The organism is Streptomyces sp. NPDC055815, assembly GCF_053616475.1.
Genome location: NZ_JBSHDU010000065.1, coordinates 1 through 15211 on the forward strand (window position 1 = coordinate 1; position 15211 = coordinate 15211).

Genomic DNA, 15211 nt, shown 5'->3' on the forward strand with positions numbered 1-15211 from the left:
GACATCCCGGTCCTGTCGGGCAACGGCGTCGGCAACCACTGACGTTCCGCCTGAGCACGACGACGTTCACACGTCAGGGGCCGCCCTCCGGGGCGGCCCCTTTCGTCTTCCCCGTTCCCCCTGCTACCAGGTCGGCCAGACCGGGGTCGCCATCAGACGCTCCCACTCCCGGTCGGGCATCCCCGGCACCGCCCGCCCCGCCTGCACCCACTGGGTGACCAGTGCGGAATAGAGGGGGATGGGATTGCAGTCCGCCGGGGGCGGGTCGCTCACATATCGGCTCTTCGGAATGAAGGCCATCCGTTCCCATTTTCCGGGATCCGGCGCCATTTTCGCTCCTTCCGCTGCGATTCCCGCATCATTACACAGGCGCAGCAGGAGAGTGATTCGTCCTGTTCATGTCGCGTCGCGTACCTGTGTGCGAGCGGGTCGAAATACGGTGCGGGCATGAAATTCCCGCGTCCACGGTCAGCCCGGCGTGCGCTGCTCGCCTCGGCCGCTCTCGCCGCCCTCGCCGCCCTCGCCCCCGGCGCCCTCGCCGTCGCCCCCACCGGTCTCCCCGCCCCCGAGAAGGGGCTGAACCTCCTGGTCGTCGGCGTCGACAGCCGCAAGGGGCTCACCGCGGAGGAGAAGGAGCGCTTCCACCTCGGCGGGAAGGAGTGCGACTGCACCGACGTGATGATGCTCGTGCACGTCTCGGCGGCGAACGACCGGGTCGACGTCGTGAGCATGCCGCGCGACTCCCTCGCCTCCTTCCCGGAGGGGCACCGCGACCGGCGCACCGGCAAGGTGCACGCCGCCCACCCGGCGAAGATCAACAACGCCTGGGCGGAGGGCGGTTCCGCATTCGCCGTGGAGACCGTCGAGTCCATGACCGGACTGCCCGTCCACCGCTACCTGGAGATCGACTTCCGGCGCTTCATGGACACCGTCGACCGCGTCGACGGCGGCGTCCCCATCTGTACGGAGCAGCCGCTCAAGGACCCGTCCACCGGCATCGACCTCCAGCCCGGGACCAAGCGGGTCGCGGGCGGCGAGGCGCTCCAGTACGTACGGTCCCGGAAGGCCGACGGTCAGATGGACTTCGGCCGCATCCGCAAGCAGCAGAAGTTCATCGTGAACACCCTGCGCCGGCTCCACGACGGGATCCTCGGCGACCCGGAGCTGCTCAGCGCCTTCGCGGCGACCCTGCGCGGGACGGCCGCGGCCGAGCGCGGGATCTCCACGGCGGAACTCCTGACGCTCGCCGCGCACCTGAAGGACCTGCCCCCGGAGCGCACGGAGTTCGCGACCGTGCCCATCCGGGGCTTCAACCCGGACATCGAGGGCGTCGGATCCACGGTCGGCTGGGACGAGGAAGGGGCCGCGGAGGTCTTCGGACGCCTCGCCCAGGACCGGCCGCTGCCCGCCGCCACCGCCGTCACGCCCAGCGCGATCCCGGCCGCCACGTACAAGCCGGACAAGGGGTCATCGCTCATCTGCCCGTAGTCCGTCCGATGGACTACCCGCAACCTCCGGTCCTCCGACCAGTTGATCAGCACGGCTCGGCACTCAGCGGGCCAGGATCCGAAAGGCCTGAACAATGAAGAAGCTCTTGGCGACGGCTGCTGTGGCCGCGTCCGTCCTCGGCGCGACGGCGGCGGGTGCCGGTCAGGCGCTCGCGATCGCCGACGACGGTGGCACCACCTCGCTGTCCGGCAACGGCGCGCACCAGGAGTTCGGCAACTCCACCACCCACGGCAACATGAGCCCGCAGTTCGCGCTCGTCCAGGGCTCCCTGAACAAGCCCTGCATCGGCCTGCCGGCCAAGGTCAACGCCGGTTCGATCCTCGGCGTCGTCCCGATCACCGTCCAGGACATCAACGTTCTGTCGTCCCCGCAGAACCAGCAGTGCACCGAGAACTCCACCCAGGCCAAGGGTGACGAGCCGCTGTCGCACATCCTCAGCGACATCCCGGTGCTCTCCGGCAACGGCGCCGGCAACAGCTGAGCGACGGCGCCAGGCCACGGCGCGGCCCCGCCGCCCCTCCTCGGAGGGGTCGCGGGGCCGTCCCCGTTCCGGGGTCAGAGCTTCCGGCGCAGCTCGGCCGGGTCGGTGACCGGCGCGTCGCAGGTGAAGTGACGGCACACGTACGCGGCGGGTGACCCGGCCACCAGCGGCCGGTCCTTCAGGAGCGGGAACTCCTCGCCGCCGGGGGCTCCGGTGGCGAGGACCGCTCCGGGAGTGGTCGCCGCCAGGGCCGTACGGCGCAGTTCCTGGAACGCCGGGTCGGCGGGGTCGCCGACGACGGCGATCTCGCGGGGCCCGTCGAGGAGGGCCTCGGCGACGGCCAGGCCCCAGCCGATGAAGCGGGGCGCGCGCGGGCCGAGGGCCTTGACCACGCCGAGGGCGCCCTCGGCGGCGGCGCGGTGGGCCTCGGAGCCGGTGTGCGCCGCGTACGAGAGGAGCGCTCCGGCGGCGGCGGTCCAGCCGGACGGGGCGGCGTTGTCCGTCGGGTCCTGGGGGCGCCGGATGAGGGCCTCGGCGTCGTGGGCCGTGTCGTAGAGCGCGCCTCCCTCGGCGGTGAAGCGGTCGAGGACGAGGTCCAGGAGGAAGCCGGCGAACTCCAGCCAGGTGCCCTCGCCGGTGACGGCGGCGAGGGCGAGGAAGCCCTCGGCGACGTCGGCGTAGTCCTCCAGGACGCCCGCGTTGGTGCCGGCCCGGCCGTCCTTGGAGGTCCGGGTGAGACGGGCGTTCTCGTCCATGTGGACGCGGACGAGGAGGTCGGCGGCCTCGGTCGCGCGCTCGATCAGGTCGGGGCGGTCGAAGAGGGCGCCCGTCTCGGCGAGGGCGGCGATCGCGAGGCCGTTCCAGGCGGCGACGACCTTGTCGTCACGGCCGGGGCGCTCGCGCTCCTCGCGGGCGGCGAGGAGCCGGGCCGCGATCGACGCGATCCGCTCGGCATCGGCCGGGCCCGCCTGCTGCGGGAGCTGGAGGACGGAGCTGCCGTGCTCGAAGGTGCCGTCCTCGGTGACGCCGTAGTGGGCGGCGGCGAGGGCGGCGTCCTCGGGCCCCAGGACGGCCGTCAGCTGCTCCGGCGTCCAGACGTAGTACGCGCCCTCGACGTGCTTGCCGGTGCCGTCGTCGCTGTCGGCGTCGAGCGCGGAGGCGAAGCCGCCCTCGGGGGTGCGGAGCTCACGGACCAGGAAGTCGGCGGTCTCCAGGGCGATCCTGCGGGCCAGGTCGCTGCCGGTGGCCTTCCACAGGTGGGCGTAGACGCGGCACAGCAGGGCGTTGTCGTACAGCATCTTCTCGAAGTGCGGGACGACCCAGGCGCGGTCCACGGCGTAGCGGGCGAAGCCGCCGCCGAGCTGGTCGTAGATGCCGCCGCGGGCCATCGCCTCGCAGGTGTCGGCGGCCATCTGGAGGGCGCCCTCGGAGCCCGTACGGGCGTGGTGGCGGAGCAGGAACTCCAGGGCCATCGACGGCGGGAACTTGGGGGCGCCGCCGAAGCCGCCGCGGGTCGCGTCGTACTCGCGGGTCAGCGCGAGGAGGGCGCCCGCGAGCTCCTCCTCGCCGGGGACGCCGTCGCCGCCGTAGGCCAGGGAGCGGCCCGCCAGGTCCTTCACGATCCGGTCCGCGACCTCGTCGACCTCGCCCCGGCGGTCGGCCCAGGCGGACCTCACGCCCTCCAGGACCTCCGGGAAGGACGGCATGCCGTGGCGGGGCTCGGGCGGGAAGTACGTACCGAAGTAGAAGGGCGCGGCGTCCGGGGTGAGGAAGACCGTCATCGGCCAGCCGCCCTGACCGGTCGCGGCCTGCACGGCCTCCATGTAGACGGCGTCGACGTCGGGGCGCTCCTCGCGGTCGACCTTGACGGGGACGAAGCCGTCGTTGACCAGTGCGGCGATGGTGTCGTCCTCGAAGGACTCGTGCGCCATGACGTGGCACCAGTGGCAGGAGCTGTACCCGACGCTGAGCAGCACGGGGACGTCGCGGCGCCGGGCCTCCTCGAAGGCCTCGGCCGACCACGGCCACCAGTCGACCGGGTTGTCGGCGTGCTGCAGGAGGTACGGGGAGGTCTCATGGGCCAGTCGGTTCGGCATGCCCCCATCCTGCCGCAGCGGTCTCCTCCTTTCTCCGCTCTCTCGCGCCGACGCGCGCGACGCAGGACACTGGGCCGGATTCGTCGGGCACGCGCGGAGGGGGAACGCAGATGCGGGAGAGTCACCGGGCCGAGGCCGAACGGCTGTTGGAACGGGCCGTGACGGAGGAGGTACGGGCCTCCGGCCTCGCCCCGGCCGCCGCGGAGGCGCTGCTCGCGCGGGGGCGGGCGGAGCTGGCCGGGATGGCGGCGGAGGAGTACGCGGCGTACGCGCGGGCGGTGGAGGGCGCGGGGCGTCCTGGACCTGTGCTCGGCGGGTCCGCCCTGGTGACGGGCGTCGCCGCGGCGGCGGCCTTCGGCGCGGACCTGGCGCTCGGTACGGCGGTGGGGACGGCGCTCGGCGCGGGCGCGGCGGTCGCCGCTGCCGGCGCGGCGGCGACGGTACTCCGCGCGACGGCGGGGCGCGGCGGGGCGGGTGGGGTGGAGCAGCTCCGGCTGGCGTGGCTCACGGCCCTGGAGACGCGGGGGATACGGGCGTTCCTGGAGCGGGAGCGCGGGGCGACGGCGGGGACTGCCGTGGAACGCGGGGCGGACGGGGGTCCGTCCGGGCGGTCCGACGAGGGCGCGGCCCTTGCTGGAGGCGGCGGGGCGGACGGGGGTCCGTCCGGGCGGTCCGACGCGGGCGCGGCCCTTGCTGGAGGCGGCGGAGCCCCCGAGGCGGGAAGCGCCCGGGTCGCGGCCGGAGCGGCGGCAGTCGGGGCACCGGGGACCGGAGCCCGGCGGGGCGGGGCCGGGGCCGGGGCTTCGGAAGCGGCGGACCGGGCGGGCGGGGCTTCGGACGGGGCGGTCGGGCGGGGCCGGGCCGAGGGCTGGGAAGCGGGTGCCGGAGCGGCGGAGGCCCGAGTGACCGGCGGCGGCGGGGGCGGAGGCCCCCGGGGCGAGGCCGGTGCGGGTAGGCGGGGCCTGCGCGGAGCGGACCGCAGCGCTGCCGCTCGGGCGCGGGCCGTGCTCGCGCGGTCCTTCGGGCATCTGCCCGATCCCGGTGGGGTGTTCGCCGGGCGGCGGGAAGAGCTGGCGTCCATCACCCGGTGGGTCCAGGCCGGGCGGGCCGCCGCCGTCACCCGGCCGACCGTGGTGCTGCTGCACGGCGCCCCCGGCTCCGGGCGTACCGCGCTCGCCGTGCGGGCCGCGCACGCGCTGCGCGACCAGTTCCGCGGGGCCTGCGTCGTCGACCTACGGGGCGCCGCGAGCGGCGAGCGGCCCGTGTCGACCCGGGAGGCGCTGCTGCACCTCCTCAACCGGCTCGGCGCCCCGCGCGACCGGCTGCTCTTCCGCGAGGGCGCCTCGGCCGAGCAACAGGTGCGGCGGCTCTCGGAGTTGTACCAGCGGCAGTTGAGTGGCGTGCCCGTGGTGCTGATCCTCGACGACGCCGCCGACGCCGGCCAGGTGCGGGCCCTGCTGCCCGAGCGCTCCGACAGTCTCGTACTCGTGACCTGCCGGGAGCCGCTGGACCTCGGCGAGGACGCACCGGCCGGAGTGCACGCGCTGCCCGTGGCCGCGCTCGACGCGGCGGGCACCGAGGAGCTGCTGCGGGCGGCGGCCGGCGCGCCCGACCCCGGTCCGTACGACGCCGAGGCCTTCGAGCGGATACGGGAGCTGTGCGGCGGCCTGCCGCTGGCGCTTCGGGTCGTGGGCTCCCTGCTCGGGCGCCGCTCCATGGACGAGGTCGGCCATGTGCTCGCCCGGCCGGGCTGGGGCGACGACCCCGTCGAACGCGCCCTGTCCGTACGGTACTTCCTCGACTTCGACGAGGACGCCCGGCAGCTGCTCCGGCGGCTCGCGCTGGCCGGGCGGGCCTCCCTCGGCGCCGCCGCGGCCGCCGCGCTGCTCGGCGGGGGCGGCGGGCCGGAGGCGGCCCGGCGGCTGCGGGAGCTCTCCGCGGCCGGGCTGCTCGACCACGTGCGCGGGGAGCGCTACCGGCTGCACGACGTGGTGCGCGGCTTCGCCTCCGTACGGCTCCTGGACGAGGAGGACACGGCCGAGATCGCGGCGGCGCAGGAACGGCTGATCCGGAACCACGCGGAGCTCGCCGACGCGGTGATCCGGATGGTCGACGGCAAGATGTCCACCCGGGCCGACCGGTTCGACGGGCACGGCTTCGGCTCCCTGGAGGCGGCGCTCGGCTGGCTCGACGAGGAGTCCAGCTTCATCACGGCGGCCCTGCGGCACGCGGAGGGCGTCGACCAGGAGACCGTCCTCGGGCTGCTCAGCGCGCTCTGCGACTACTGCCTGCTGCGTGGCGACCTGTACCGGCTCGGTGAGATCAACGAGCTGGCGGAGTCCGTCGGGCAGGGGCTGCTGACCCGTTCGGTGCGCTGGCGGACCGGCATCGCGGCCCGGCAGCTCGGCGAGCTCGACAAGGCGCACCAGACGCTGACCTCGGTCGTCTCCCTCTACCAGGAGGCCCACCAGGACGCCGGCGCCGCGCTCGCGCTCTGCTCGCTCGGGATCACCCTGCACCACCAGGGGCGGCTCACGGAGGCCGCGGCGCGGCTGCGCGAGGCGCTCGCGCTCCAGGAGCCGGAGTCCCTGGCCGCCGACCGCGGCTGGACGCTGCACGCGCTCGCCGCGGTGGAGCGGGACCGGGGCGATCTGGCCGAGGCGACGGCACTGCTCGACCGGTCCCTCGCCCTGCACCGGGAGCACGAGTCGCTGCACGGCGAGGCGTGGGCGCACTTCCAGCGCGGTCAGGTGCTGCTGCTCCGGGGCGACGTGCCGGGCGCGGACGGCGAACTGCGGCGGGCCCTGGAGACGTACGGGCGCGTCCGCGACGGGCGCGGTGAGGCCTGGGCGCTGACCCAGCTGGGCCGGACGCGGCTCGCCGGCGGGGAGGCCGAGGCGGCGGTGGAGGAGCTGCGCGGGGCGCTCGCGCGGCACCGTGAGCAGGAGGACGCGCGCGGCGAGGCCTGGACGCTGTACTACCTGGGGCAGGCCCTGGAGGAGCGGGGCGACCGGGACGAGGCGGTGCGGGAGCTGGGGCGGGCGCGGTCGATGTTCTCGCGGATGCGGGACCTGTACGGGCTGGCCTGCGCCCGGCACCAGCTGGGGCGGGTCACCCGGGACCAGCAGGGGGCGCGGGCCGGGAACCTGCGCAACTCGGGCTTCGCCCGGCAGCTGCTCGTGGACGCGCGGGCGGACTTCCGCCGGATCGGGGTCCCGCACGGGGAGGCGTGGGCCTGCCTGGAGCTGGCGGTCGTCGACGCCGGGAACGGGCGGGTCCCGCAGGCGCTCGCGCTGTGCGAGGAGGCGCGCTCGCTGTTCGAGGGGTACGGGGACCGGCGGGGTTCCGACTGGGCCCGGCTGCTGCGGTGCGGGCTGCTGCCGCACGCGGCGCCGGGCACGCCGGAGCCGGGGGCGGCGTCGGCGCGCGAGGAGCTGGCGGCGCTGGCCGCGGAGCGGCATCCGGCGCGTGACCCTCGGGTCGACGACTGCGCCGAGGCCCACGGGCTGCTCCTGGACCGGGGCATCGCCCCGACGACCCCCTGGCAGGCCTGGGACCTGGGCCTGGTCCCGTCCCGCCCGGCCCGCGAGGTCCTGGGGACGCCCTGAGCCGTTCCGTTGTGGGCGCGCGCCCGCCGCTCCGTTGTGGGCAGGCGTTCCGCAAGGGGCGGTGCCCACCCGCCCGGACGGCGCCCCGCCCGTTGTGGGCATGCGTTCCGCCGGGGCGGAACGGGTGGGCACAACGGACGGCGCCCTTGCCGGCGCCAGAGGCTTACGCGCCTGGACCCGCACCCACGGTGGCGGCGCCGTCGCGGTGCGGGTTCAGGCGCGGAACGCGGAGGCGCCGCGAGAGGGCGCCGTCCCGTGTGCCCACCCGTCCCGCCCTGCGGGACGATTGCCCACACGGGGGGGGGCACCGCGCGACGCGGGCCCCACCCGTCCCGCCCTGCGGGACGATTGCCCACACGGGGGGGGTGCGCCCCGCTACTTGCCCGGCGACGGCGCCGCCGTGTCCGAAGGCTTGGCCTTCGGGTCCGGGGCCTCCTCGAAGGTGATCTTCCCCATGTGGCGGTTCATCGACTTCATCAGCATCCAGACCGCAAGGGCCAGGACCGCGAAGACGACGAAGCCGAGGACGCCGGGGGTCACCTTGTTCTTGTCCAGCTCTTCGGCGGCGAAGGGGACAAGCTGGGTCAGTGCCAGGTGTGCGCTCATGTCAGGCATTGTCGCGGATGCCCGCGAAGAGATCTTCCTCGGGGAGGGAGGTCGGGACCAGCGCCTTGCTGAGCTCGTACTCCTCCGTCGGCCAGACCTCCTTCTGGATCTCCATCGGGACCCGGAACCAGCCGCCGTCGGGGTCGATCTGGGTGCGGTGGGCGATCAGGGCCTTGTCGCGGATCTCGAAGAAGTCCGCGCAGGGGACGTGCGTGGTGAGGTTGCGCGCCTTGCCGCCGAACTCGTCCCAGCGCTTCAGCCAGTCCCCGTACGGCGACTCGAGGCCGCGCGCGAGCAGGGCCTCGTGGAGGGCCTCGGTGCGGGGGCGGTTGAAGCCCTGGTTGTAGTAGAGCTTCAGCGGCTGCCAGACCGGGCCGAACTCGGCCTCCGGGTACTTCTCGGCGTCGGCCGCGCCGTCGAAGGCCACCATCGTGATCTTGTGGGTCATGATGTGGTCGGGGTGCGGGTACCCGCCGTTCTCGTCGTAGGTCGTGACGACCTGCGGACGGAAGGAGCGGATCTTGCGGACCAGGGCCCCGGCCGCCGTGTCCACGTCCTCCAGGGCGAAGCAGCCCTCGGGCAGCGGCGGCAGCGGGTCGCCCTCGGGCAGCCCCGAGTCGACGAAGCCGAGCCATTCCTGCGAGACGCCGAGGATCTCGCGGGCCTCGTCCATCTCCTTGCGGCGCACCTCGTGGATGTTCGCCTCGATGTAGGGGTCGCCCTGAAGCTTGGGGTTCAGGACCGAGCCGCGCTCGCCGCCCGTGCACGTCACGACCAGGACGTCCACCCCCTCGGACACGTACTTGGCCATCGTGGCCGCACCCTTGCTCGACTCGTCGTCGGGGTGGGCGTGAACGGCCATCAGTCGCAGCTGCTCAGTCAAGACTCGATCCTCAGTGATTCGACGCGGAGCGTGGTCTCTATAGTGACGGAATCGGGGGAGTGAAAATTCCGGCACCCCCGGCTTCGAGAGGATCCCCCCATGAGCGCGGTGCGAGAGCAGCTGCCCGAGGGGCGCTACGGGCGCTCCGCGGATGAGCGGGCCGACCGCAAGCTCAGGATCACCGGAGCGGTGCTCGGAGTCCTGTTCCTCGGGCTCCTGGGCTGGTTCGGCTGGTACTACGTCGTCGACAGCAAGATCAGCGCCGAGATGATCAAGTTCGACGTGGTGAGCGCCGAAGAGGTCCAGGTGCACCTGGAGATCCGCAAGGACGAGGGCGTCAAGGGCGTCTGCACGCTGCGCTCCCGCTCCGAGGACGGCGCCGAGGTGGCCCGCAAGGACGTCCGCGTCGACGACGCCGCCGGCCGGGTCGACCGCGTCTTCTCGCTCCGTACGACCGCCCGCGCGACGAGCGCCGAGCTCATCGGGTGTACGGCCCGGTAGCGGTGGGTAGGGACGGGGTGTCGAGTCCCGGCGAGTCACCACGGTGACCTGGGGTGACGCCATCTTTATGGTTTATGTCCTCCCGCTTTTCGCCACTCATTGTTAGGCTCGTGGTTTCGCCCGCCCGGGATTAGCACCGCTTTCCCGTGTAGGGCGATGCTTTGTATTCCCAGTACCTACGAGGAGCACCCGTGACCCAGACCAGCGACAACGTCACCTGGCTCACCCAGGAGGCGTACACCAAGCTCAAGGACGAGCTTGAGTACCTGACTGGTCCCGCGCGTACCGAGATCGCCGCCAAGATCGCCGCGGCGCGCGAAGAGGGCGACCTGCGCGAGAACGGCGGGTACCACGCGGCCAAGGAGGAGCAGGGCAAGCAGGAGCTCCGGGTCCGCCAGCTCACCCAGCTCCTGGAGCACGCCAAGGTCGGCGAGGCGCCGGCGGAGGAGGGCGTCGTCGCGCCCGGCATGGTGGTCACGATCGCCTTCGACGGCGACGAGGACGACACGATGACCTTCCTGCTCGCCTCCCGCGAGTACGCGAGCGAGGACATCGACACCTACTCTCCGCAGTCGCCGCTCGGCGTCGGCGTCAACGGCAAGAAGGTCGGCGAGGACGCCGAGTACGAGCTGCCGAACGGCAAGAAGGCCACGGTGAAGATCCTCAACGCGAAGCCGTACACCGGCTGAGACGCGCGTCCTTGAGCGAAGGGCCGGCCCCACGGGGGCCGGCCCTTCGTGTTGCATGCACATGCAATGATGCGGTTCTGACGTTGCGTCACCGGGGGAGGACCAAGTGCTGGGACCGTTGCGCGAGGGGGCGCCGCGCCGGATCGGGTCGTACGAGGTGCTCGCGCGGCTCGGCGCCGGTGGCATGGGCGAGGTGTTTCTCGCCCGGGACGCCGCGGGTGCCGAGGACGGCGGTTTCGTCGCGCTCAAGACCGTGCGGCGCGATGTCGTCGGGGATCCGGCCTTCCGGGACCGTTTCCGGCGGGAGATCCGCGTGGCCTCGCTCGTCGACAGCCGCTACGCCGCCGCGCCCGTCGGTGGTGACGCCGACGCCGAGGTGCCCTGGCTGGCCACCGCGTACGTCCCCGGGCCCAGCCTCTCGCAGGCCGTGCGTCGCGGCGGCCCGCTGCCCGTCGCCGCCGTCCGGGCGCTCGGCGCGGACGTCGCCAGGGCCCTGTCCGATCTGCACCGGGCCGGGGTCCTGCACCGGGACCTCAAGCCCGGCAACGTCATGCTCTCCGTCGACGGCCCCCGGCTGATCGACTTCGGCATCGCCCGCAGCAGCACCGCCACCACCATGACGGCGACCGGCCTGATGGTCGGCACCCCGTCGTTCATGTCCCCGGAGCACGTGGCCGGCGCCCGCCGGGTCACGGCCGCCTCCGACGTGTTCTGCCTGGGCTCGCTCCTCTGTTACGCGGCGACCGGCGAGGATCCCTTCGGCGACGGGCCCCTGGCCGCCGTCCTGTACCGCGTCTCGCAGGCCGAGGCCGACCTGTCCCGCGTCCCGGAGGAGCTGCGCGGGACCGTCGCCGCCTGCCTGGCCGTGGACCCGGCGGACCGGCCCACGCCGGAGGCGCTCGTCGGGCTGCTCGGCACGGGGGCCGCGAAGGTCTTCCCGTGGCCGGAGGGCGTACGGGACCACATCGGCGCGTACGGCAGGGAGCTCGCCCAGCTCGTCGCCTCCGGCGGGCCGCTCCTGGAGGCCGCGCCCGCTCCGTCCGGGCCCGTGGTGACCCCGACGGTCCCCGGGCTGCACTCCGTACCGACGCTCGCGCCCGTGGCGCCGCCCGCCGTTCCCGCCCCCGCGCCGTCCCGGAAGCGGCGGAGGCGGCTGCTCGCGGCCGTCCTCGCGCTCGCCGTCGCCGCCGGTGGCCTCGGCGCGTACGTCCTGTGGCCCGATCCGGAGCCGCCCCGGGCGCCCGCGAAGGCCGCCGGACCCCGTATCCCCGGCGTGAGCGACCGCGGGCCCGCCGACGCCTCGGGCTTCGTCGCGCAGAACCCGGCCCAGCGCCCGGCCGGCTGGCAGCCCTGGCGGGCGCGGCTGACCGCCCCCGCGTTCGGCTGCTCGGCCGGGGAGAAGGCGCTGGTGTGCCGGACGACGGACGGGCGGTACGAGGCCCTCGACCCGGCGAACGGGAAGCGGCTGTGGACCGCGGACCTGGTGGCGGACCCCCGTGACGACATGAGTTTCATCGGGCCCACCGGCGGATTCTTCATCGCGGGCGACACGGCCGTGCCCGCCGTCCACGACGGCTCCGTCGTCCTGCTCTCCGGTGAGCGCGTCCAGGTCCGGGAGGCCCGCGGCGGCGCGGTGCGCTGGGAGAAGAAGAGCACCGGCCGGGCCAAGATGCGCACGCGGCCGATCGTGGGCGACGGCACGGTCTTCGTCCCGACCGGTGACGAGACCAGCGGCCGGATGACGGCCTTCGCCCTGGCCGACGGCCGCGAGCTGTGGTCCAAGTCCCTCACCAACGCCGACCTGGCGCGCGGGTTCTTCCGCGACTTCGAGCCCGTCGCCTACGCGAACGGCCTCGTGTACGCGCTCAGCGACGCCGGTTTCGTGGCGTTCGACGCGAAGACCGGCCAGCAGCGCGGCCAGGTGCCGTCCGAGGCCAAGGGGTGCGACAGCCTCCACCTCCAGGGCCGGTACGCGTACTGCGCCCCCACCGAGGCGACGAACGCGGCCGAGCTCGTGCTGTACCGCCTGGACGCGGCGACGCTCGCCCCCGTGGGCGGCGGCCCGCTCGCGCTGCCGGCCGACGTCGCCGCGTCGGGTGCCTGGCCGACCGCCCTGTCCCCCCGCGCCGCCGTCGTCCTCGACCGGGGCCCGATGAGCTGGGCCGACTGGGGCAACACGAGCGCGCCCGAGGGCGTGTACGTCCTCGACCCGGTCAAGGGCAAGGCCCTCGGCCACTACCCGATTCCCCCGCTCACCGGCGCCGACGGGAAGCAGCAGCTCGTCTCCGATCCGCTGATCGCCGGGAACTCGGTCCTGTTCGCCGACTTCTCGGCCCTGCACGTGGTGCCGCTCGGCAGCGGCGGCACGCCCGGCAAGGAGCGCCTCGTGCCGGTGCCGGGCGCTCCCGGGCCCCGCGCCAAGGACCCGTACGACCGTGTGAACGGCACCTACCTGGACCGGGAGGTCCGGCCGCCGGTGGTCCTGCCGCTCGGCGGCGTCGCCCATGTCGTGTACGACACCGGGGTCGTCGCGTCCGTCGCCCTGCCCGAGGAGTAGTCCCTTGCTGGAAGCCCTGCCGCCGGGACAGGCCCCGCGCCTCCTCGGCCCCTACCGGCTGCTCGCCCGCCTCGGCGCCGGCGGCATGGGCGAGGTGCACCTCGCCTGCCGCGCGGACGCGCCGACGGCCGATCCGTACCGGATGGTCGCGGTGAAGACCGTACGGGACGACCTGGAGGTCGACGGGGACTTCAGGACCCGCTTCCGGCGCGAGATCTTGGCGGCGCGGACCGTGGACGGGCCGGGGGTCGCGCGGCTCGTGGACGCGGACGCCGACGCGCCCTCGCCGTGGCTGGCGACCGAGTACGTGCCCGGGCCCTCGCTCGCGGAGGCCGTCGTACGGTCCGGGGCGCTGCCGGTCGCGGCCGTCCGGGCCCTCGGGGCCGCCCTGGCGCGGGCGCTCGCGGGCGTGCACGCGGTGAAGGTGCTGCACCGGGATCTCAAGCCGGCGAACGTGCTGCTCGCCGCGGCCGGGCCGAAGCTGATCGACTTCGGGATCGCGCAGGCCTTCGAGGCGACGGCGCTGACCTCGACGGGTCTGGTGGTGGGCTCCCCCGGGTTCATGTCTCCGGAGCACCTGGTGGGGAGCCGGGCGGTGGTCCCCGCCTCGGACGTGTTCTGTCTGGGCGCGGTCCTCGCGTTCGCGGCGAGCGGCCGCGGGCCGTTCCACGACGACGAGATGGCGGCCGTGATCTACCGGATCAGCCGGGCCGAGGCCGAGCTCGACGGGGTCCCGGGGGAGCTGCGGCCGGTCGTGGAGCGGTGTCTGCGGCTCGACCCGGCCGAGCGGCCGTCGGCGGCGGAGCTCGCGGAGCTGCTGGGCGGCGGGGTGCCGGAGGTGTTCCCGTGGCCCGGCCCGGTGCTCTCGCTGCTCGCCGAGTACGGGGAGGCGGCCCGGAGCGCCGGGGAGGCGGCGGCCTCCGGCGCGGGCGTGGCCGAGCTGCCGACGCTCGGCCCGGTCGTGCCGTACTCCCCCACCGCGATGACCGCGCGGCCGGTGCCGCCCTCGGCGCCCGTCGAGCGGCGCCGTCCGTGGGGCGCGGTGGTCGCGGGCGCGGTGGCGGTGGCCCTGGTGGCGACGGTGGGCGTGGTGCTCCTGAACCGGACCGGCGGCGGGGGCGGCAGCGGGTCCACGGGCGGGGTCGCGGGGCCGTCGAGCGGCGCCACCACGCCGCCGGTCGCCTCGCTGAGCCAGGTGGTCCTGCCGTACGGGGGCGAGGGCCGCGACCGTGACTTCGGCGCGGCCGCCACGGACCGCGCCTACCGTCCGGCGGGCTGGTCGCCGTGGAACGCCCGGGTCGATCAGGGCGTCGGCAGCTGCGCGCTCTCGCCGAAGGTCCTCGTCTGTCCCGGGTCGGGCGGTGCGGTCACCGGCCTGGGCGCGGCGGACGGCAAGGAGCTGTGGAAGGTGCCGGGGCGGGGCGGCGAGGGGCTGAGCAGCGGGCCCCAGTATCCGGCGGTCGTCGGCGGCACGGCGTATGTGACGGGTCCGGGCGGGGTCGTGGCGTACGGGGTCGAGGACGGCCGGGAGCGGGGTCGGTTCCCGGGGCCCGGTGCCGACTGGGCCGTGAAGGGCACGGACCTGCGGGACGGCGTCCTCTACTCGACGTTCGTGAACATGCGCGACGAGCGGACGGGCCTGGTGACCGCCGTGCGGCTCGCCGACGGCGAGGAGCTGTGGCGGACGCCGCTCGACGCCCTGCCGGAGGAGCCGGTCGCGGCGGCGGGCCGGGTTCTGGTGCCGCTGGGTCTCGTGCCGGTGGCGCTGGACTCCCGTACCGGCAGGGAGGTGGCGCGCGGGGCGGAGGGCTGTCAGCGGTTCGTGGTGCACGGGAAGAGCGGCAGCGTGCTGTGCACGGGCTCGTCGGGGTCCGTGACGGTCCTGGACGGGGCGACGCTGCGGCGGAAGCGGTCCTTCGGTGTCGGCGTGACCGCGGGTCCCGCGGTGAGCGCGGACGGTCTGGTGGCGGTGGCGAGCGGCGCGGCCATCAGCGTCTACGACCTGGAGAGCGGCGAGCGGCGCTGGTCCCTGCTGCCCGTGGTGACCGAGGGCCTGCTGCGGGAGGTGTACTTCGCGGGGAACCGGGTGGTCGCCTTCGGCCGGAACGAGGCCGTGTCCGTCGCGGCGGCCGGCCCCTCGTCACGCGACGACTACCAGCGGTTCGAGGCGAGGCTCCCCGAGGGCTTCACGGTGCAGGCCGCCGGGGAGTCGCTGGCCGCCGGAGGGGCGGCCTTCGTCTCGTTCCCCGACGGCCTGGTGGTGTCCGCGCACCTGCCGTGA

The 15211-nt window shown here is 74.7% G+C and carries 11 protein-coding genes; 7 read left to right on the plus strand and 4 right to left on the minus strand.

Features of this window, described 5'->3' with window-relative positions; translation table 11 throughout:
- Positions 1-123 precede the first annotated feature (123 nt).
- On the minus strand, positions 124-273 hold the full coding sequence (locus ACWGN5_RS31395; RefSeq protein ID WP_453521470.1) for a hypothetical protein: 150 nt from the start codon (positions 271-273) through the stop codon (positions 124-126).
- A 174-nt stretch (positions 274-447) separates the two neighbouring features.
- Here ACWGN5_RS31395 and ACWGN5_RS31400 point away from each other — a divergent pair, with 174 nt between their 5' ends.
- Positions 448-1488: an LCP family protein gene (locus ACWGN5_RS31400; RefSeq protein WP_453521472.1), complete on the plus strand. Its 1041-nt coding sequence runs from the start codon at positions 448-450 to the stop codon at positions 1486-1488.
- A 94-nt stretch (positions 1489-1582) separates the two neighbouring features.
- Complete coding sequence (locus ACWGN5_RS31405; protein WP_453521474.1) at positions 1583-1990, plus strand: rodlin; 408 nt, start codon at positions 1583-1585, stop codon at positions 1988-1990.
- Between the two features lie 74 nt (positions 1991-2064).
- Here ACWGN5_RS31405 and ACWGN5_RS31410 read toward each other — a convergent pair whose 3' ends face one another.
- Positions 2065-4086 carry a thioredoxin domain-containing protein gene (locus ACWGN5_RS31410; protein ID WP_453521477.1) on the minus strand — a complete coding sequence of 674 codons (2022 nt, stop codon included), beginning with the start codon at positions 4084-4086 and terminating at the stop codon, positions 2065-2067.
- Positions 4087-4196: 110 nt separating this feature from the next.
- On the opposite strand from ACWGN5_RS31410, the gene ACWGN5_RS31415 reads away from it, so the two are divergent.
- Entirely contained in the window at positions 4197-7694 is a 3498-nt protein-coding gene (locus ACWGN5_RS31415; RefSeq protein ID WP_453521480.1) for a tetratricopeptide repeat protein, read from the plus strand.
- A 375-nt stretch (positions 7695-8069) separates the two neighbouring features.
- Here the strand turns inward: ACWGN5_RS31415 and ACWGN5_RS31420 are convergent, their stop codons facing one another.
- A complete protein-coding gene (locus tag ACWGN5_RS31420) occupies positions 8070-8309 on the minus strand; it encodes a hypothetical protein (protein WP_453521483.1) in 240 nt (79 codons plus the stop codon).
- Entirely contained in the window at positions 8302-9183 is an 882-nt protein-coding gene (gene mca / locus ACWGN5_RS31425) for a mycothiol conjugate amidase Mca (protein WP_453521486.1), read from the minus strand. The genes ACWGN5_RS31420 and mca overlap by 8 nt, the downstream gene beginning before the upstream one ends.
- A gap of 99 nt (positions 9184-9282) precedes the next feature.
- Between mca and ACWGN5_RS31430 the strand changes: the two genes are divergently transcribed.
- The 4 genes from ACWGN5_RS31430 to ACWGN5_RS31445 all read left to right on the plus strand — a co-directional run bounded on the left by ACWGN5_RS31430 (position 9283) and on the right by ACWGN5_RS31445 (position 15211).
- Entirely contained in the window at positions 9283-9684 is a 402-nt protein-coding gene (locus ACWGN5_RS31430) for a DUF4307 domain-containing protein (protein WP_453521489.1), read from the plus strand.
- A gap of 191 nt (positions 9685-9875) precedes the next feature.
- A complete protein-coding gene (gene greA / locus ACWGN5_RS31435; protein ID WP_453521491.1) occupies positions 9876-10373 on the plus strand; it encodes a transcription elongation factor GreA in 498 nt (165 codons plus the stop codon).
- Between the two features lie 106 nt (positions 10374-10479).
- Positions 10480-12930 (plus strand): protein kinase domain-containing protein, encoded by a 2451-nt coding sequence (locus ACWGN5_RS31440; RefSeq protein WP_453521493.1) that lies wholly within the window; start codon positions 10480-10482, stop codon positions 12928-12930.
- Positions 12931-12934: 4 nt separating this feature from the next.
- Positions 12935-15211 carry a protein kinase domain-containing protein gene (locus tag ACWGN5_RS31445; RefSeq protein ID WP_453521495.1) on the plus strand — a complete coding sequence of 759 codons (2277 nt, stop codon included), beginning with the start codon at positions 12935-12937 and terminating at the stop codon, positions 15209-15211.